A 17,926-nucleotide genomic window follows, 5' to 3' on the forward strand; every position below is an offset into this window, starting at 1 on the left:
CAATAGCAGCGTTGACGGTCAATGCCCGCAGCTCAGGATGAATTCGACCGCCAGCTTTCCCACCTGACCGAACTGGGGTACCCGGTCGGCGACGGCGCCAGTCCGCTTCGAACCCGAGTCGCCGACCTTCCGCAGTCCGTGGTCGACTCCGGCGATCACATCCCGTTCATTCTCATTGCCACCGGGACCAGCTATGAGCAGACGGCGCCGTTGATGAGCCTGAATGGGCGCAAGGCTTTCATGTCATGGATGACGGCGACGTGGACGCGTACCGACCGATTCTGGGCATTCCGGATCGGGCCTACCTGCTCACCGATATCGACACCGGCAGCGAGTTCTGCAACGTGACACCGGAGACAGCGTTGCAGACGATCACCGGACGAGGACGGACCCCGCTCACCATCGAGGAGGGCATCGCCTTGGTTCTGTTGCGGCCGGACATGTTGCGCAAGAACAAGTGCTTCTCGCTCGCGGCCTCGCGAGGAAAAGGACAGCGAGTGCCTGCGATCTGGATATCCGATCGGCGCCCCAAACTCGGGTGGTGCTGGGACCGCAATCCGCACACCTGGCTGGGTACCGCCTCGTGCGGCGGCCGACTGGCCTTATAGGTTGCGCCCCACGTCATTCATGTTGGCGGCGTTATTGACGTCGAGGTTCGCGAAGCTGGCCGCGTTGTTCTGCATGATGTACACCTTATGTAGAAGTCCGGTGACAACCTTGCGGAATCCTTGATCCCACTCGCTCCAGCCTTTGCGATACGCGTCAGCTGCCTGGCCGGTCCATCCTGTATCGAGCAGCGCGGTTACCTGTTGGGATACGCGCTGGTGCCGGTCGATCAACCCATCGGCCGTGTCCTGCGCGAATTTGGCGGCCTCCAAGAGCCTTTCGGGTGTGACATCGAATCGCGTCACTGTTGTCCGCTCTCTGGAAGTGGGGCGTTTTCCTTGAGAATGAGGGCCGGGTACGGCTGATTCTCAACAGGGTCGTCCCATACCGTGACCGTCAGGTTGTTTGCGTCGAAGGTGCCTATCGGATCTGAGTGTGGCCAAACCAGCAGAACAGTGTCGACCTCCCGCGCTTTGATGAGATGCTGAAGTGCGGCGGCGGCCAGGTCTCGGAGCCGGTCGATCGGCGCATCTGGCAGCTCGCTGCGCAGCGTCCATATGAACTCATATAGGCCAACAGCCCCAGCGTCCAGCAAGTCCTCGATGTCTTGAACTAGCTGGCTGTTTACATTCTCAGTCATAGTGTCGGATTCCCTAGTAGCGGAATTTTTGTTGTGACGCCGTTTTGTGAGATCACAGCATACGGACCGCAAGTCAACGGATCGGGTCGAGAGCCGGCCGGATAGCCGGGCATGATTCTGATCTGGCGCCCTGGGTTGGCAGGATCCCGAAAAACCTCACCATCGCCAGCTTTAGACGGAGCGCGCTCCCAGTTTGATGGGATGCTTGACCGGAGATCATCGGGAGCCATCCCTCTGACCGATTGGGGATCAAACTCTTTAGGTGCTCCGATTTTGACCGACTTCGGAGGTTGGGGCTTCGGAGGAGGGGTTGGCTCGTCTGGCTTCTTTGGCGCGTCGTCGATGGACTTCTTGTTCTTGTTCGCGAGGTCTTCAAGCTTCTTCTTGGACGCATCGGACAGCTTCTTGAGTTTGGCTCTGGCCTTCTTGAGCTTAAGAAGTTCCTTGAGCTTGTCGATCAGCTCTCGAATCTTGTTGGCCACCGACGCGATTTTCGCGGCCATCGCCGCGGTGCCCAATGCCGCGCCCAAACCGGCAGTCAGAAACGTCACCGCAGCGGTGATAGCAGCTTCGGCTAGAAGTCCTTTTAGCTCTTTGATGGCGATTTGTTTGAGCTCGTCGCGCATTTTCCGTAGTTCGTCGGCGTGGTCTCGAGCCGACTGCGCTATGTGTTTTGCGTTCTCGGCCAGCGCATCACACTGTTCACGCATTGAGGCCAAGTGGCCACGCACGTCTTGAATCTCGGGTGATTCGATGCCGTCGAGCTTCGTGCCCTTCTCGGCTAGTGACCGCGACTGCGCGCTGGCCACTTCGGCGAACTTGTCCCATGCGCTGGCTGCGTTGCCAAGATTGTCGACGTTGCCGTTGGGCACAGGGACGTCGATGGCGTCCAGTAGTTCGATGAAATCCTGAATCCCTGCACCGCTGTCGCCCACCGAGGATGGCGGGAAGGCGACGCACTGGTAGAACGGGGGGCCGGTGGGTTCCGGCACGGCGTATGGGCCCTGGCTGTTCTGTCCGAAGCGGGCCCTGTGATCGGCCACCGCGTGGTTGTACGCAGCCTGCTGGACAAGGTCACCAAAATTCAGGCCGGCATTTCGAATGATGGACACGGTCATGAATTGGTCGCTGGCCGCGCCGTCGTAGTCTTGGCCCCAGTCCTTTCCGCCCTCGTCGCTTCCGGCCATCGAGCCGGTGCTTCCAAGCGTGCCCATGAGTGTGTTGAGGGCTTCATTGATCTTGAGGCCAGAGTCCTTCAGGGCAGTGCCGACTGCGTAGTAATCGACTGGATTAACGGCTACCACTATCGGAACATCTCGGTGTTCGCATCGACAGCCGACTGGTATGAGCTGTGGGCGTTTCTCGCAGATTTGCGCATGGTGTCGAGTCCCTCGGCCATTTCCTGTGCACCGGTTGTCCACTCGTCATGCGCCTGCCGATGAGCCTCCGCAGCGGCACCTGACCAATCGAGATGGAGCTTGGCAGTATGCCTGGCCAACTGATCGAGCCCGTCCTGAACGTGCTGTGTGAACTGTTGCAGCTCTGTGACAACGCTGTTCAGCTCTTCTAAATCGACGGTGAACCCGTCAGCTTCCCCCATCAGCAACCCCTCAGTCGTGTAGGGCAAGTATCGGCAGACACGCGTGACTCGTCAACCGGTCACCTGTCACACTGTTACCAATGGTGGCGATGTCGGCACTGGTTTTCGGACTCAGCTGGTGGCTGGGTCTGTATCTGCTCGCGCGTAATCCCCGTAAGCCCGTCCTGGTCCTCGCGGCCATCGGGCTGATCGGCTACTCCGTAGTCGTCGCACTCGATGCCATCCGCGTCACCCCGGGTTCGGATGCCGATCTCCTGGGCCGTATCGAAGTGTTCACCGCGATCATTCCGAGCGTCTCGTGGCTGCTGGTGCTGCTTGAACTCACCAACACCGGCGACCGGTGGCGTGATCGCGCAGCGATGGCCGTACCCGGTGCGGTCCTGGCCATCGCGCTGCTCGTGGGCGCCTCATTGGCCGGCACCATCGCCGGTCCCGCCCAACCGGGGCACTGGATCATGTTCTGTGCCAATGGGACTGCCGCCATCGGTGCGGCCATATTGTTGTTCCGCCGACGTGCCTCGATACCCGGTTCGGCGCGGGGTGTCGTCCTGGTCGCCACCATGTTCTTCACCCTTGGCGATGCGCAGCTGATCATTCCGCTCGGCATTCTTCCGAGCTGGCTGGCGTTGGCGTCGACAGGCTTCGACCTGGTGCTACTCGGTCTGGGTGTGGCGCTCTGGGATGCCTTCGACGAAGGACAAGCGTTGCGCGGCGACATGCTGCGTTCCTTTGTGGCCTCGATCCTTGTCGGGGCGTTGTTCGGTGCCCAGGCCATGGTCGGCATCGCTGTTGTCGGGCAGTCGGTTGCGCTGGTGGTCCTGCTGTTCACCAGCGTGGGCCTGGCCATCTGCATTCAGGTGCAATCGGGCCCCTTCGCCGACTTCCTTGACCGCCTGGCCTTCTCGCGTTCCCCGCAGCTGCGCCACGAGCGTTCCGAGCTGCGTAACACCGAGGCGGCGTTGCCGCTGAAATCGGCATCGCCCATCGACGGCGTGGACGACGAGACGTTCACCCGCTTGACCCGCCGGGCGCTGAGCCACTACGGAGATCTCGCCAAACTCGTCGCGAGCCCGCTGACGTCGCTGCCCGCCATCGATGAACGGCTCACCGATCGTGGTGCGTCCGATCAGCCCGTCGAGCGTGCCAACGAACTCAGAGCGGTGCTCGCCGAATCCATCTCGCGGCTCAAACCCCGGGACGACGGGGATTTCGGCACCACCGATCAGTGGCGGTACTACAACGCCCTGTATTTCCCGTACGTCATGGGTGTGCGGGCATACGCCCAGGGCGCGACGGCTGCGGGACTGGACCCGGTATCGCGTCAGGCGTGGCAATGGCTGGTCACAGAGGTGCCGCAGCGTTCGTTGCACAACTGGCAGAATGCCGCGGCCAAACTCATCGCCGCAGATCTGCGCGTGCAGACCGTCGCCATGCCGAATGGTGTGCGCACCAATGGTTCGTCACCAGTTCCGCGGTAGCCGTCCCCGTTCCCGGCGCCATCCGGCATGGCTGCCCGGATGCCACCTCCACGATGTCGGGATGAACGGCCACGCCAGCGGCACGGCACGGCCCAGCGCGCGATAGGCGGTCTCGTCGGCCAGGTTCCACCGAATCCCAAAACGCTTGCGAACCTGGGGTGGCAATCCGCCATAGATGGTCAGCCGCAGCGGAGGTGCCAACGCCATCCGCATCGGTGTGGTGGGCAATGCAAGTCGTGCGGCGGGCTTCAAATAGGAGGCCACCGGTAGGTAAGGAGACTTGCTCATATCGGGGACGGCGCGTCCCTCGATGACCTTCATCAAATAGTCTGCCGCGGGGTTGGGGGTGAGCACCTCGTCGCAGTACCGGTCCCATTCCTGTTGGAACGCCGCCCTATTCGGTGGCAGCGGTTGCTCGCTCATCGCGTACCGGCGATACCATTCGACACCCTCTTGGTAGAGCTGCTCACGTTCAGCGTCGGACAGTCGATGGCGGGAGTACCTGTCGATGGTCTGTTCGACCATCACCTGGAACGTGGCGTGAGCCCACCAGAACGTTGTCGGGTTCAGCGCGTGATACCGGACGCCGTCGGGCTGGATATTCCCTTGATATCGCGGTGAAAGTCCCGCACCTTCACGCCTGTGCCGGCGGCGGGATCGTCGTACACGGTGCCCAGGATCGGTGGCAGCGAGCGGAACACCCTGTCAACGGGGTCTGCGAAGAAATTCGAGTGCTCGATCAGTGCGTAACCGATGGCGGGGTCCATTGTTTGCAGGAGCCCGGCAGTCCCGCCGGTGAAGGCGATGCGCATATCGCCAGCCCAGCGCCATAAAAGTGAATGACGGCCGAGCTGTGCGCCGGGTGCGGTAGAGATGACATCCACTGTTGTCATCCTTAGATGATGGCACACCCCGCAGCGAATTGGCAGGGATTGGCAGTGCCGAATGTCGAGATGGCAGTACATCCCGAGGAATGTCAGTGGTGTCAGCTTTCGCCCGGAGCTTTCACACAAGGAGTCCCCAATGTCCATAGCTTCAGAGAACGCCTCAGTACTTCGCACACGATTCGCCCAACCCGAATCGCTCCTGCGATTCGGAATCGGCCTCGACGGCATCGCTACCGGTTCGGTTGCTGTCGTCCTGCTGATCGCCGCGAAATGGCTTGTCGAGCCGCTTGGTCCCTCGCTGGGATTTCAGGTGGCGCATGCCGCCGCTCTCATCGGATACGGGGTACTGGCCTTCGTGCTGAGCCGGGCCGACAGGTCCAAGCTCGGAACAATCGGCGTCGCCTACATCGCCGGCAACCTGCTGGCCACCGTGCTCTATGTGGCGGCGGGTGTCATGAAATGGGTACCGCTGACCACCGCCGGGGTGGCGCTTTCCGTCGCGTTCGGCATCTACACCGCCGTCATGGCGGACATCCAATTCCTCGGACTACGGCGCCTGCGCTCGGCGTAGCCGCCCACATGCTCGCCTCGTTCTGAAGGTGAGCCGGTGCCGGGCCATCCACTGGGTGGCCCGGCACCTTCACGTCTAGACCGGGGTCAGCGGCAAGCGCAGCGCGCCGGGCGCAGACTCCGGAACCGTCGGACGGTTGGGCTGCACCGGGAAGACGCGTTTGTAGGGAGAGCCCAGCGCCGGCCGTGGATCGAGCTCACCCTTGTTGGGCCAGAACGCCATTGCGCGTTCGGCTTGGGCGGTGATGGTGAATGACGGATTGACCCCCAGGTTGGCCGAGATCGCCGAACCATCGGAGACATACAGCCCGGGATATCCGTAAACCCGTTGGTACGGGTCGATCACGCCGGTCTCGGGGGAATCACCGATGGGGCAGCCACCGATGAAATGCGCCGTCAGCGGGATGTTCATCGAATCCAGGTGGGTGCTGCCCGCGTATCCGTCGACCTTGTCGGCCATCCGCCGTGCGACATCGTGCGCGACCGGGATCCAGTCCGGGTTCGGTTCTCCCGAGCCCTGTTTGGTGGTCATCTTCTTGCCGAAAAGTCCGCGCTTGAGATAGGTGGTCAGTGAGTTGTCCAACGACTGCATCACCAGCACGATGATGGAGTGCTGCGCGGCGCGGTAGGGGAACATCGATCGGAGCACCATTGCGGGGTGCCGCACGTTGGCCAGCCAGGTGCGCGCGAAACGCCATGGGCCGCCGTCAACCATGTTGGTGCCCAACATGCTCAGGAAGGTGGAGCCTTCCCCGTATCGGACCACCTCGACATGGGTGTTGGGTTCGGGGTGGATCGACGAGGTGATGGCGACGCCTTGCGAGAAGTCATCGCGGGTGGGGGAATAGACGATGGGCACTGATTCGGAGTTGGTGCGTGTCTGTTCGCCCAGACGATCCGACAGGTTGGGCAGCGACCCTGAATCCTTGAATTTGTGCAGCAGCCGCTGGGTGCCCAGCGATGCCGCCGAGAACACCACATGCTGTGCGGTGAACGTGCGCTTCTTCTTGCGTACCAGCCGCCCGGTCTGTTTGGTGCTGACCGCATAGCCCTCACGATCCTGCAGGGGCTGCACATCAAGCACCTCGGTAAGCGGATGTATTTCTGCGCCAGCGTGTTCCGCGAGATACAGGTAGTTGGTCTCGGTGGTGTTCTTGGCATTGTGCTTGCAACCGGTCATACAGGCGGCACAGCCGATGCAGCCGGAGCGTTCGGGGCCGGCACCGCCGAAGAACGGATCCGGCACGGTCTTGCCCGGCTCATCGCCGAAGAAGACGCCGACGTTGGTGGGGTGGTAGGTGTCCTCGACACCGAGGTCCTTGGCGACAGCCAGTAGCACCTCATCGGGCGGGGTGGTGTGCGGAGTCTGCGCGACCCCGAGCATCCGGCTGGCCTGGTCGTAATAGGGCGCCAGTTCGGACTTCCAGTCGGTGATATGCGCCCACTGCTTATCGGTATAGAACTGCTCCAGCGGTTCATACAGCGTGTTGCCGTAGATCAGCGATCCACCGCCCACACCCACCGCGCTGGCGATGAAGGTCTTGCCCAGCACGGTAAGTCGCTGCGGTCCGAAGCACCCGAGCGCGGGTGCCCACATCGCCTTGCGAACGTGCCAGTTATTCGGGGGAAAATCCTCGCGTTTCCAGCGTTTTCCCATATCTAGTATGCCGACTCGGTAGCCCTTTTCGGTGAGGCGGAGGGCCGCAACGCTCCCACCGAAACCGGACCCGATGACGACTACGTCGTAGTCATAGTCCATGGCGGTCAACCTACTGGTTGGTCGTGAGCTGTGGGGTGAAATCAGGCTTGCGCTTGGGCTAATGCGGCGCGCATCTTCTCGTGCAGCAGATTGATGGCCTGCAACGGACGGATCATAACCTTGAACTCCACGATCTTTCCGGCATCGTCGCAGGTGATGATGTCGATTCCGTTGATGTATTTGCCGTCCACGGTGGCCTCGAACTCGAGCGCAGCGGTGTTCCCGTCCAGGATTTCCTTGGTGTAGTGGAAGTTGTTATCCGGTCCGGCAAGGGTGGCGAAGGCTGCCAACAAGTACATGGCGGTGATCTGCTTACCCTGCTGCGGGGTGAACACCACGGGGGAGTAGAAGGCCGCGTCCTCGGCCAGCAGGTCGTTGAGCGCTTCCGGGTTCGCGCCGGAGATGATGCCGTGCCAGGTTTCAACCACGTCGTTGATCATGCGGCGAATATACCATTCGGTCTACTTCGCGCAAGCTGATCTACAGCTTGCGCAGGCGCAGCCGGTTGATCGAGTGGTCGGCGTCTTTGCGTAGCACCAGCGTCGCCCGTGGCCGGGTCGGCAGGATGTTCTCCAGCAGGTTCGGCAAGTTGATCGAGTGCCAAATCTCCTGTGCGGCAAGGGTTGCCTGCTTATCGGACAGCTTGGCGTAATGGTGGAAATGCGAGGACGGATTTGCGAACGACGTGGAGCGCATCGCCAGGAACCGGGAGATGTACCACTGTTCGATGTCTTCGATGCGGGCGTCCACGTAGATCGAGAAATCGAACAGATCCGAGACCATCAGCGTCGGGCCGGTCTGCAATACGTTCAGGCCCTCGAGAATCAAGATATCGGGTTGTTCCACAACGTGTTTCTCGTTTTTGATGATGTCGTACAGCAGGTGCGAGTACACCGGGGCGGTGACCTCATGGGCCCCCGATTTGACCTCGGTCACGAATCGCAGCAGTCCGCGCCTGTTGTAGCTCTCGGGAAAGCCCTTGCGGTGCATGATGTTCCGCCGGGACAGTTCGGCATTGGGGTAGAGGAATCCGTCGGTGGTCACCAGGTCCACGCGGGGATGGTGGTCCCATCGTGCCAGCAGCGCCTGCAGCACGCGGGCCGTCGTCGACTTGCCGACCGCGACGCTGCCGGCCACCCCGATGACGAAGGGGACCAGACGGTCCGGATGCTGATCGCCGAGGAAGGTCGCGGTCGCGGCGAAGAGACGCTGCCGGGCGGCCACCTGGAGATGGATGAGACGAGCCAGCGGCAGATAGACCTCGGCGACCTCGATCAGGTCGATCTGTTCACCCAGGCCGCGCAGGCCGAAGAGCTCTTCTTCGGTGAGGACCAGCGGCGTGGATTTGCGCAGCGCGCGCCACTGTTTCCGGTCGAACTCCACATAGGGGCTCGGCTCGCTCAGCCGCGGCATGGATGAGCCGCTCGCGCGCAGACCGACGACATAGGCGCAAGTCTTGCAGGAACCATTCGTGAACGCGGCACTAGGGTTGTGTGACATGGGCGATAGCGGCCGGTCGGAGAACAGCCTCGTCGACGAATACTTGCTGCTCGGGCTGCGATTTGACCGTATCGAGAGTGGATACGTGGACTCCTTCACCGGTGATCCCACGCTGCGGCAGCGTGTCGAGAACGAGCCCACCCCCGATCCGGCAGAGCTGGCCCGCCAGGCTGTGGCCCTGCGGGCTGAGCTGGCCGCGAGTGACCTCGATGCCGCGCGCAAGGCCTTCATCGATACGCACTTGAAGGCGCTGGCCTGCGCCGGCCGCAAGTTCGCGGGCGAGAACATCGGATTTGTCGACGAGGTGCATGACTACTTCGACGTGCGCATCGCGAAGGGCGACGAAGAGCGCTACCGGGAATCACATGAGGCGCTGGAAAGCGTTCTGCCGGAGGGGGGTTCGCTGCTGGAGCGGAAAACCGCCTACGACCGGTCCCAGGAAATCGACCCGAACCGCCTGCAGGAATGCGTGGACGCCTTCTCCAGTGCGCTACGCGACCGAGTGCGCGCGGAGTTTCCGCTGCCCGACACCGAGACGATCACCTACGAAATAGTCAGCGACAAACCCTGGTCGGGGTTCAACTATTACGAGGGCAACTACCGCTCGACGGTCGCCATCAACTCCGATCTCAAGCAATATCTGAACAACGTGCCCGCCCTGATCGCCCACGAGTCCTACCCCGGGCACCACACCGAGCACTGCCGCAAGGAGGCGGGCCTGGTGCACCTGGGGGACCAGCAGGAGCAGACCATCTTCCTGGTGAACACACCGCAGTGCCTGATGGCAGAGGGGCTCGCCGACCTCGCCCTGTACGCCGCCATCGGCGAGGACTGGGGGCTGTGGGCGCAGGAGATCTACGCCGATCTCGGGCTGCGTTTCGACGGCGAACAGGCTCAGGCCGTCGGGCGGGCGCGGGCCGGACTGATCAACGTCCGCCAAGACGCGGCCCTGATGCTGCATGACGAGCACCGTGACGTCGAGGACGTCATCGCATTCCTGAAACGCTGGCTGCTGGTCTCCGACGAACGTGCCCGGCACATGCTCAAATTCCTGTCCTCGCCGTTGTGGCGGGCGTACATCTCCACCTACGTCGAGGGCTATCAATTGTTGAAGGGGTGGCTGGACCGTCGCCCCCCGGAACAGTCCCTCACGACCCGCTTCGGGCGGCTGCTCGACGAGCCCCTGGTGGCGTCCACGCTGACATAGCCGCCGACTAGGCTGATGGCCATGACGACCTCAGCATCCAGTGATATCGCGCAGGGCGCGCAGTACGCCGAGACCGCCAGCGCCGCCTACCGATCGGCCCTGGAAGTCATCGCGACCATCGAGCCGCGGATCGCGGATGCGACCCGTAAAGAGCTTGCTGACCAACGCGATTCGCTCAAGCTGATCGCCAGCGAGAACTACGCCTCGCCGGCCGTGCTGCTGACAATGGGCACCTGGCTGTCGGACAAGTACGCCGAGGGCACCATCGGCCACCGCTTCTACGCCGGTTGCCAGAACATCGACACCGTCGAGGCGCTGGCGGCCGAGCATGCCCGCGAGCTGTTCGGGGCGCCGTACGCCTACGCGCAGCCGCACTCGGGTATCGATGCCAACCTCGTCGCCTACTGGGCGATCCTCGCGACACGCGTCGAGGCCCCCGCGCTGGCCGAGAAGGGGGTGCGCAATGTCAACGACCTCTCCGAGACCGATTGGGAGGAGCTGCGCCACCAGTACGGCAATCAGCGGCTGATGGGTATGTCACTGGACACCGGCGGCCACCTGACCCACGGCTTCCGCCCGAACATCTCGGGCAAGATGTTCCACCAGCGCAGCTACGGCACCGACCCGGAGACCGGCCTGCTGGACTACGACGCGCTGGCCGCAGCGGCACGCGAGTTCAAGCCGCTGGTGCTGGTGGGTGGCTACTCCGCCTACCCGCGTCGGGTGAACTTCGCCAAGCTGCGTGAGATCGCCGACGAGGTGGGCGCCACCCTGTTCGTCGACATGGCGCACTTCGCCGGCCTGGTCGCCGGAAAGGTGTTCACCGGCGACGAGGACCCCGTGCCGCACGCGCACATCACCACGACCACGACCCACAAGTCGCTGCGCGGACCCCGCGGCGGCCTGGTGTTGGCCACGGCCGAGTACTCCGATGCCGTCGACAAGGGCTGCCCGATGGTGCTGGGCGGACCGCTCTCGCACGTGATGGCCGCCAAGGCCGTCGCGCTGGCCGAGGCACGTCAGCCCTCGTTCCAGTCATACGCACAGCGCGTCGCCGACAACGCCAAGTCCCTCGCCGAGGGTTTCCTGAAGCGGGGCGCACGCCTGGTCACCGGCGGAACCGACAACCACCTGGTGCTGCTCGACGTGCAGTCCTTCGGGCTCACCGGGCGGCAGGCCGAGTCGGCCCTGCTGGATGCCGGCGTGGTCACCAACCGCAACGCCATCCCGGCCGACCCCAATGGCGCCTGGTACACCAGCGGCATTCGGTTCGGCACCCCGGCGCTCACCAGCCGCGGTTTCGACGCCGACGAGTTCGACAAGGTCGCCGAGCTCGTGGTCGACGTACTGTCCAACACCGAGGCCGATGGCACCTCGAAGGCGAAGTACACACTTGCCGATGGTGTCGCGGATCGCGTGAAGGCCGCTTCGGCCGAACTGCTGGCCGCCAACCCCCTATATCCGGGCCTCACTCTCTAGGGTCTTTAGTCACCGCGAGCGGACGCTTAGTACCCGCCCTTACTGGGGTTTTGCGGTACTAAGTGTCTCCGCGCGAAGGGCCGCGCGGCGATTTCCCATTTCTGATTCGTCCGGTTACCGTTACCGCATGGCACAGAAACCTGTACCCAATGCGTTGACTCTTGAGCTGACGGATGTCGTCGCCGAGAACATCGATCGCCACCGCGACACCGCGGAGCTTTGGTACGCCCATGAGCACGTCCCCTACGACGAGGGTGAGAACTTCGCCTTCCTGGGCGGACGCGACTGGGAGCCCTCTGATGTCAAGCTGCCCAAGGCCGTCGTCGACGCCATCCAGATCCTGCTGATCACCAAGGACAACCTGGCGGGCTACCACCGCGAGATGGTGGAGCATTTCTCGCTGGAGATCATCCCGTGGGCCGATTTCATCGGCCGCTGGACCGCCGAGGAGAACCTGCACGCCATCGCGCTGCGCGAGTACCTCGTGGTGACCCGTAACGCCGACCCCAACGGCGACGAGGACACCCGGCTGGCTCACGTCATGAAGGGCTACCGGGCCGACTCGTACAACCAGATCGAGACGCTGGTGTTCAACGCGTTCTTCGAGCAGATGCACGCGGTGTTCGTGCAGAACCTGGCCGCGCAGGCCGACGATGCCGTGCTCAAGGGCCTGCTCGCCAACATCGAGAAGGACGAGCGTCGCCACGAGCAGATTTACAGCAACATCGTGCTCGAATGCCTTCGTCTTCACCCCGAGGACACCATCGCCGCCATCAAGGCGCGCGCTGCGGAACTGAAGGTCATCGGCGCCGATATCGACGGTTACGAGGACAAGGTCGCCTCGGTGGCCGACGCCGGAATCATCGATGAGGTCACCGTGCAGGACGTGGTCCGCGAACTCACCGACAAGTGGGGCGTCACCGAGCGGCTCTGATCTTTCGCCGAGTGTCGACCTGTCGCGGGGGACACTCGCGTTTTCTGTGTGACAACTCGACACTCACGCGAAATGTGCGTTAACCCGGTGTTAGTCAACACGCTCGATTCGGTGCGCGGCATCTGCGCGTAGGTGCGAGTAGCGTCAAAAGCGATGGCTAGCGACATGCTTTGCTATCCGGGAGGTACTGATCGTGGCGAAAACGACAGGACCGGCCCCGGTCCTGATGTGGACGGTCTCACGAGGCGTCCACACACGGTACCGACCGCGTCCACGACAGATCGCGTGTGGTGCCGCACGGATGTCAGGAGCGCTCGGTGACTGCTTCAATGAACCCTGGGACAATCCGTACCTATGTGCTCGACACCTCGGTGTTGTTGTCTGACCCTTGGGCCACAAACCGATTCGCCGAACATGAGGTAGTGATCCCGTTGGTGGTGATCAGCGAGCTGGAAGGCAAGCGTCACCATCACGAGTTGGGTTGGTTCGCCCGCACTGCGTTGCGGATGCTGGATGATCTGCGGTTGGAGTATGGCCGCCTTGATCAGTCCATTCCTGTAGGGAAACAGGGTGGTTCGCTGCACGTCGAGCTGAATCACACCGACCCCTCGGTGCTGCCCGTGGGCTTCCGCACCGACTCCAACGACTCTCGGATTCTGGCGTGCGCACTCAACCTCGCCGCCGAGGGCAAGCTGGTTACGTTGGTGAGCAAGGACATCCCGTTGCGTGTCAAGGCCGGTGCGGTGGGCTTGGCCGCCGACGAGTATCGGGCCCAGGACGTGGTCAACTCGGGCTGGACGGGCATGACCGAACTGGACACCACCGCCGAGGTCATCGACTCGCTCTTCGAGGCAGGCGAGGCCGATCTGGAGGCGGCACGAGATCTTCCGTGCCACACCGGAGTCCGGCTTCTCGGCGGCACCTCGAGCGCTCTTGGCCGAGTCAACGCGGAGAAGCGGGTGCAGTTGGTGCGCGGTGACCGCGAGGTCTTCGGATTGCGCGGGCGCTCCGCGGAACAGCGTGTGGCACTGGACATCCTGCTCGATGAGTCGGTAGGCATCGTTTCTCTGGGCGGCAAGGCGGGCACCGGTAAATCGGCGCTGGCGCTGTGTGCCGGACTGGAAGCGGTGCTGGAGCGTCGCAGTCACCGCAAGGTCGTGGTGTTCCGTCCGCTGTACGCGGTAGGCGGTCAGGAATTGGGCTATCTGCCGGGCAGCGAGAGCGAGAAGATGGGCCCGTGGGCGCAGGCCGTCTTCGACACCCTCGAAGGTCTGGCGTCGCCGGCGGTCATCGAAGAAGTGTTGTCGCGCGGCATGCTGGAGGTGCTCCCGCTCACGCACATCCGCGGGCGGTCCCTGCACGACTCCTTTGTGATCGTCGATGAGGCGCAGTCTCTGGAACGCAACGTGCTGCTGACGGTGCTGTCGCGGTTGGGCACCGGCTCTCGGGTGGTGCTCACCCACGACGTCGCGCAGCGTGACAACCTGCGTGTCGGTCGTCACGACGGTGTCGCTGCGGTGATCGAGAAGCTCAAGGGTCATCCGCTGTTCGCGCACGTCACGCTGGTACGCAGCGAGCGTTCACCGATCGCCGCGCTGGTCACAGAGATGCTGGAGGAGTTCGGCCCCGGGCTCTCTTCCTGAACTGACGGTTACGCTGTGGAGCGTGCTATCCAAGCGTGATGTCTTTCGGTGGACGATGGTCGCGGCCGCTGTGGGAAGTTTGATCGCGGCCGCGATCGTCGTCACCGACAAGCAGCGCGCCCTCGCCGAGCCGGTGGACTGCCAACGCGAGAAGTGTGTGGCGCTGACATTCGATGACGGGCCCAGCCCGTTCACCGACCGGCTGTTGGAGGTCCTGCGAGCCAACGGTGCGCACTCGACCTTCTTCGAAATAGGCAACAAGGTTCAGCGTGATCCGGCGGGCGCCAAACGTGTGGTGGATGCCGGGATGGAACTCGGCAGTCATACCTGGGAACACCCCAACATGACGACGATTCCGCCGGAGGCGATCGCGAGCCAGCTGAGTAAGGCCAGTGATGCGATCGAAGCGGCCACGGGCAAGCGCCCCAAGCTGTTCCGAACCGCCGGTGGCCTGATCAACGAGCAGGTGCTGGCCGAGGCCAAGAAGCAGGGGCTGGCCGATATCAACTGGGATGTCATCCCGTTCGACTGGGCCAACGACGCGAACACCGATGCCACCCGCGCCATCCTGATGTCACAGATCAAGCCGGGATCTGTGGTGCTCTTCCACGACACCTACTCCAGCACAGTGGATCTGGTTGAGCAGTTTCTCCCGGTGCTCAGGGCCAACGGATACCACGCGGTCACCGTCACGAAGCTGCTCGGTCCGCGTGAACCCGGTAGCAGTTACGGCAGCCGCGATAACGGGCCACCTGTGAACCTGCTGAAAGATATTCCGGAGTCGGAGATTCCGCCGTTGCCGAACACTCCGTCGCCGCTGCCCGCGACGAACATCCCCATCACCGACCTGCCCAACCAGGGTGCGGGTGGACCGGCCGTCGGGCAGTAGTGGTGCGACTCGTCGCCTTGGCGTTGATCACGGCATTGCTTGTCGGACCCGCCAGCGTCGTACTTCCCGCTCCCCAGCGTTACGTCGCGACGATCAGCCGAGACGAACGCGGTGTCCCGCATGTCAGCGCGGATGATTGGGGCTCACTGGGTTACGGCACCGGGTATGCGTTCGCAGAGGACCGTGCCTGCACGCTGATCGACCAGATCATCAAGGTCCGCGGCGAGCGAAGCAAGTGGCTGGGGCCCGGCGCCGACTATCGGAACGTCGATATGGACTTCGGTTACCGCCACCTGAAACTGTGGGAGAACGCGCCCAAACGCTGGGCCGATCAGCCGGTCAGAGTGCGTGAGCTCGTCGACGGGTACGTCGCCGGGTTCAACGAGTCCTTGTCGCTCAACGGCGTGAACGGTGGCTGGTGCGACGGTGCGGGTTGGGTCGGCCCGATCACGGCGCAGGACTTGTATGCGCATTTCTCCGATGTCGTGATGACGGTGTCCAGCATCTCCATGATCACCGAAATCGGTAGAGCGCAGCCGCCTTCAGGTGCATCGGCGCCGCACCCGGGTGCGCTGCCCGCCCAGCCACGGATGGGAAGCAACGGCTGGGCGTTGGGGTCGGAACGCTCCAGTACCGGCGGTGGCCTGCTCCTGGCCAACCCGCATTACCCCTGGACGGGCGAGAACCGTCTCTGGGAGGCGCATCAGAGCATTCCCGGACAGCTCAACGTCTACGGCGTCGGATTGTCCGGAATGCCGTTGGTGCAACTCGGATTCACCGATGCGGTGGCGTGGACGGCCACCGTGGCGGCCGGGCGCCGCTTCGCGCTGTATCGCTACGACCTGGATCCATCCGACCCCACCGCGTACTACGTTGACGGGCGGCGCCGGGTGATGTCGCCCGACCCGATCACCATCGAAGTAGCGGGCGAACAGGGCATCTCGCCGATGAGCCGCACCCTCTACTCCACCAAGCACGGACCGGTGGCCGACGTGGACACCGTGGGCTGGACGCGGGCGCAGGCCATCGCGATGGCGGACGCCAACGCCGATACCAACACCACGCTGACCCAGTATCTGGGCATGGCCACCGCGAAATCCATGGATGATTTCCAGGATGTGTTCCGGGCCAATCGCGGTGTGCCATGGATGAACACCGTCTCGACGAGCGCCGACGGACGTGCCTGGATTGTCGACAGCTCGGCCACCCCCAACCTGTCCAGGGAGGCGCTCGCCGCGTGGGCGGTGGATCGCGAAAAGCCGGGCCTGATCCGGGATGCGTATCGCTCCGCGGGCATGGTGGTGCTCAATGGCTCCCGGTCACTCTTCGACTGGGCCGACGATGACAACGCCGCGGCGCCCGGGCTCATCGGGTACGACCACATGCCACAGCTCGAGCGGCGAGACTATGTCTTCAACGCCAATGACAGTATGTGGCTTGCTCATCCGGATCAGCTGCTCACCGGCTATCAGCCACAGCAGGGCGGCGAGGGGTGGATGCTGACGCCCCGCACCAAGACCAACGCGCGACTCCTCGCCGAGAACAGCGGCAAGTGGACGATCGACGATGTGGGCGCCGCGTTGTTCTCCGACCGCGCGATCCTTGCCGATCAGCTGCGTATACCGCTGGTACGGGCGTGCACGGCGACCAAGGTTGTCGACGGCGTGGACCTGGCCCCGGCATGCTATGCGCTGGCCGCCTGGGACGGCAGATTCACCAAGACCGCGCGCGGTGCCGCCGTGTTCCGCGAATGGCTCTCCCGCTTTACCCCTGAGGAGCGAAAGGACCGTGGCAGGCTTTTCGCCGACGGGTTCAACCCGGCCAATCCGATTGGCTCGCCCTCGGTTCCGGCCACCGATGTCGGGCCGTGGCTGACCGAACTGGCGACCGCCGTGCGGCTGCTGCAGCGCGCCGGCATTCCGGTCGATGCGCCGTTGGGGGACCTGCAACGCGAGGTGCACACCGGACGGCTGCTGCCGATCGGTGGCGGAACCGACATCGAAGGCGCCGCCAACATCGTGGACTGCTGCTCCTGGGGCACCAGCTCCGAGCCGCAACCCAGTCCCGGTGAACGCCTGGAACCCGGCACGGAGCTGCGCGCCATCCCGAGCCCGTCGGGGGTGCTCAACGGGTACCCGATCCAGGAGGGCGACAGCTTCATCATGGCCCTGCAATACGGTCCCGACGGTCCGGATGCGAAAGGCCTTCTGGTCTACGGAAACCCGGACGATTCCAGGAACCCCGCCTACTACGCGGGCGCCCAGGCATTCAGTGCCGAACAGCTGCGCCCGTTGGCCTTCACCGACGCCGACGTCGCCAAGGAGGCGGTGTCCACGGTGACGATATCGAGGCCGCGCTAATCCGCCCGGGATTCCTCGGATGCCGCGAACCACAGCGCCAGTGCCATGAGCGCCGCCGTCACCAACAGGCCGAGCCCTTCGAAGAGTCCCAGAGTCTGGCCCTGGTGATGGTTGGTGTCCACCAGGTGGCTCACGGTGTGTAGCACCCAGTGACCGGTGGCAATGGCCAGCGCGGGTACCCGCCACGACGGCCACTTCACCGCGGCCAGCAGCGCCAGCCCCACCGGGACCGCGAAGGACCCGAAGTCGAACAGGTAGTGGTCGTTTCGCACGCCGAACGCACCGAGCGTGTCGAAGAACGATTCAGGAGCCACAATCGCCCAGGTCCCCGTCACCGCCTGATAGATACCGGCGATGACGAGGACCAGACGGAC

At 63.5% G+C, this 17,926-nt stretch carries 16 protein-coding genes and 2 pseudogenes; 9 read left to right on the top strand and 9 right to left on the bottom strand.

What is annotated here, in order from left to right; all coding sequences use genetic code 11:
- The first annotated feature begins 21 nt into the window (after positions 1–21).
- A pseudogene (locus MSTE_RS05885) lies at positions 22–608 on the top strand (DUF5701 family protein).
- Here MSTE_RS05885 and MSTE_RS05890 read toward each other — a convergent pair.
- From MSTE_RS05890 to MSTE_RS05905, 4 genes are read right to left on the bottom strand one after another with little or no spacing between them, the layout of a single operon-like run.
- Complete coding sequence (locus MSTE_RS05890; protein WP_096499699.1) at positions 603–911, bottom strand: WXG100 family type VII secretion target; 309 nt, start codon at positions 909–911, stop codon at positions 603–605. The pseudogene MSTE_RS05885 and the gene MSTE_RS05890 overlap by 6 nt on opposite strands.
- Complete coding sequence (locus MSTE_RS05895) at positions 908–1,246, bottom strand: hypothetical protein (protein ID WP_096499701.1); 339 nt, start codon at positions 1,244–1,246, stop codon at positions 908–910. The genes MSTE_RS05890 and MSTE_RS05895 overlap by 4 nt, the downstream gene beginning before the upstream one ends.
- On the bottom strand, positions 1,243–2,550 hold the full coding sequence (locus MSTE_RS05900) for a WXG100-like domain-containing protein (RefSeq protein ID WP_096499703.1): 1,308 nt from the start codon (positions 2,548–2,550) through the stop codon (positions 1,243–1,245). Before MSTE_RS05900 ends, MSTE_RS05895 begins: the two co-directional genes overlap by 4 nt.
- Positions 2,550–2,846, bottom strand: a complete 297-nt coding sequence (locus tag MSTE_RS05905; protein WP_030094681.1) for a WXG100 family type VII secretion target — start codon at positions 2,844–2,846, stop codon at positions 2,550–2,552. The genes MSTE_RS05900 and MSTE_RS05905 overlap by 1 nt, the downstream gene beginning before the upstream one ends.
- 80 nt (positions 2,847–2,926) lie before the next feature.
- Between MSTE_RS05905 and MSTE_RS05910 the strand changes: the two genes are divergently transcribed.
- Positions 2,927–4,324: a hypothetical protein gene (locus MSTE_RS05910; protein WP_096499707.1), complete on the top strand. Its 1,398-nt coding sequence runs from the start codon at positions 2,927–2,929 to the stop codon at positions 4,322–4,324.
- On the opposite strand, the pseudogene MSTE_RS05915 reads toward MSTE_RS05910, so the two are convergent.
- Positions 4,307–5,217: pseudogene (locus MSTE_RS05915) on the bottom strand (oxygenase MpaB family protein). The gene MSTE_RS05910 and the pseudogene MSTE_RS05915 overlap by 18 nt on opposite strands.
- Positions 5,218–5,347: 130 nt before the next feature.
- On the opposite strand from MSTE_RS05915, the gene MSTE_RS05920 reads away from it, so the two are divergent.
- Entirely contained in the window at positions 5,348–5,782 is a 435-nt protein-coding gene (locus tag MSTE_RS05920) for a hypothetical protein (RefSeq protein ID WP_096499709.1), read from the top strand.
- A gap of 75 nt (positions 5,783–5,857) precedes the next feature.
- Here the strand turns inward: MSTE_RS05920 and MSTE_RS05925 are convergent, their stop codons facing one another.
- From MSTE_RS05925 to coaA, 3 genes are read right to left on the bottom strand one after another with little or no spacing between them, the layout of a single operon-like run.
- Positions 5,858–7,540, bottom strand: coding sequence for a GMC oxidoreductase (locus tag MSTE_RS05925; RefSeq protein WP_096499711.1), 1,683 nt, complete (start codon positions 7,538–7,540; stop codon positions 5,858–5,860).
- 41 nt (positions 7,541–7,581) lie between these two features.
- The gene (locus tag MSTE_RS05930; protein ID WP_096499713.1) at positions 7,582–7,980 is read right to left on the bottom strand and encodes a nuclear transport factor 2 family protein; all 399 of its coding nucleotides are present in this window, start codon (positions 7,978–7,980) and stop codon (positions 7,582–7,584) included.
- A gap of 40 nt (positions 7,981–8,020) precedes the next feature.
- Positions 8,021–8,953 carry a type I pantothenate kinase gene (gene coaA / locus MSTE_RS05935; RefSeq protein ID WP_096505500.1) on the bottom strand — a complete coding sequence of 311 codons (933 nt, stop codon included), beginning with the start codon at positions 8,951–8,953 and terminating at the stop codon, positions 8,021–8,023.
- Positions 8,954–9,038: 85 nt separating this feature from the next.
- Here coaA and MSTE_RS05940 point away from each other — a divergent pair, with 85 nt between their 5' ends.
- The 6 genes from MSTE_RS05940 (at position 9,039) to MSTE_RS05965 (ending at position 17,552) form a co-directional block, all read left to right on the top strand.
- Positions 9,039–10,247 carry a DUF885 domain-containing protein gene (locus tag MSTE_RS05940; protein WP_096499715.1) on the top strand — a complete coding sequence of 403 codons (1,209 nt, stop codon included), beginning with the start codon at positions 9,039–9,041 and terminating at the stop codon, positions 10,245–10,247.
- 21 nt (positions 10,248–10,268) lie between these two features.
- On the top strand, positions 10,269–11,726 hold the full coding sequence (locus tag MSTE_RS05945) for a glycine hydroxymethyltransferase (protein ID WP_096505501.1): 1,458 nt from the start codon (positions 10,269–10,271) through the stop codon (positions 11,724–11,726).
- Between the two features lie 127 nt (positions 11,727–11,853).
- Entirely contained in the window at positions 11,854–12,660 is an 807-nt protein-coding gene (locus MSTE_RS05950; RefSeq protein WP_096499717.1) for an acyl-ACP desaturase, read from the top strand.
- A gap of 329 nt (positions 12,661–12,989) precedes the next feature.
- A complete protein-coding gene (locus MSTE_RS05955; RefSeq protein ID WP_162291574.1) occupies positions 12,990–14,303 on the top strand; it encodes a PhoH family protein in 1,314 nt (437 codons plus the stop codon).
- Positions 14,304–14,325: 22 nt separating this feature from the next.
- Complete coding sequence (locus MSTE_RS05960) at positions 14,326–15,192, top strand: polysaccharide deacetylase family protein (protein WP_096499721.1); 867 nt, start codon at positions 14,326–14,328, stop codon at positions 15,190–15,192.
- 2 nt (positions 15,193–15,194) lie between these two features.
- Entirely contained in the window at positions 15,195–17,552 is a 2,358-nt protein-coding gene (locus MSTE_RS05965) for a penicillin acylase family protein (RefSeq protein ID WP_096505503.1), read from the top strand.
- Here the strand turns inward: MSTE_RS05965 and MSTE_RS05970 are convergent.
- Entirely contained in the window at positions 17,549–17,887 is a 339-nt protein-coding gene (locus MSTE_RS05970) for a hypothetical protein (protein WP_231897007.1), read from the bottom strand. The genes MSTE_RS05965 and MSTE_RS05970 overlap by 4 nt on opposite strands.
- Between the last annotated feature and the right edge of the window lie 39 nt (positions 17,888–17,926).

Origin of the sequence: [Mycobacterium] stephanolepidis, assembly GCF_002356335.1 — a bacterium.
GTDB classification, from domain to species: Bacteria; Actinomycetota; Actinomycetes; order Mycobacteriales; family Mycobacteriaceae; genus Mycobacterium; species Mycobacterium stephanolepidis.

Excerpts from the sequence above, each read along its gene's own strand:
- MSTE_RS05940 (WP_096499715.1), top strand. The coding sequence starts at position 9,039 with ATGGGCGATAGCGGCCGGTCGGAGAACAGCCTCGTCGACGAATACTTG.
- MSTE_RS05950 (WP_096499717.1), top strand. The coding sequence starts at position 11,854 with ATGGCACAGAAACCTGTACCCAATGCGTTGACTCTTGAGCTGACGGAT.
- MSTE_RS05945 (WP_096505501.1), top strand. The coding sequence starts at position 10,269 with ATGACGACCTCAGCATCCAGTGATATCGCGCAGGGCGCGCAGTACGCC.
- MSTE_RS05905 (WP_030094681.1), bottom strand. The coding sequence starts at position 2,846 with ATGGGGGAAGCTGACGGGTTCACCGTCGATTTAGAAGAGCTGAACAGC.
- MSTE_RS05955 (WP_162291574.1), top strand. The coding sequence starts at position 12,990 with ATGAACCCTGGGACAATCCGTACCTATGTGCTCGACACCTCGGTGTTG.
- MSTE_RS05910 (WP_096499707.1), top strand. The coding sequence starts at position 2,927 with ATGGTGGCGATGTCGGCACTGGTTTTCGGACTCAGCTGGTGGCTGGGT.
- MSTE_RS05930 (WP_096499713.1), bottom strand. The coding sequence starts at position 7,980 with ATGATCAACGACGTGGTTGAAACCTGGCACGGCATCATCTCCGGCGCG.
- coaA (WP_096505500.1), bottom strand. The coding sequence starts at position 8,953 with ATGCCGCGGCTGAGCGAGCCGAGCCCCTATGTGGAGTTCGACCGGAAA.
- MSTE_RS05920 (WP_096499709.1), top strand. The coding sequence starts at position 5,348 with ATGTCCATAGCTTCAGAGAACGCCTCAGTACTTCGCACACGATTCGCC.
- MSTE_RS05925 (WP_096499711.1), bottom strand. The coding sequence starts at position 7,540 with ATGGACTATGACTACGACGTAGTCGTCATCGGGTCCGGTTTCGGTGGG.
- MSTE_RS05895 (WP_096499701.1), bottom strand. The coding sequence starts at position 1,246 with ATGACTGAGAATGTAAACAGCCAGCTAGTTCAAGACATCGAGGACTTG.